Genomic DNA, 217 nt, shown 5'->3' with positions numbered 1-217 from the left:
ATAGTCGAAGCTTTCGATCTGGCCCTGGCTGTGGGCAGCATCGCCGGTGCGGTCGGTCTCCATCGCCGCGGTCGGCGACTTGAAATTGTAATCCGTCAGCCGGATCGCCCCGGTGGTCAGGTTGCGTTCGGGCGCCCAGTGAGTAACGCGCGAAAGTTGGTGATGCCCTGAGGGGCGGCATATCATGGCGGTGTTCAGACGCCGTCAATTCTCAGCC

At 62.2% G+C, this 217-nt stretch carries 1 protein-coding gene; it reads right to left on the bottom strand.

Annotation, left to right across the window (positions count from 1 at the left end; all coding sequences use genetic code 11):
• Positions 1-186 (bottom strand): hypothetical protein (locus Q1A36_RS21430; protein WP_299848216.1); only part of this gene is annotated, 186 nt, incomplete at its 3' end.
• Positions 187-217: the final 31 nt, after the last annotated feature.

It is taken from the genome of uncultured Paracoccus sp., from assembly GCF_947487305.1.
Taxonomy (GTDB): domain Bacteria; phylum Pseudomonadota; class Alphaproteobacteria; order Rhodobacterales; family Rhodobacteraceae; genus Paracoccus.
The sequence above is the reverse complement of the archived record's forward strand: the minus strand, read 5'-3'. Positions and strand labels throughout refer to the sequence as shown.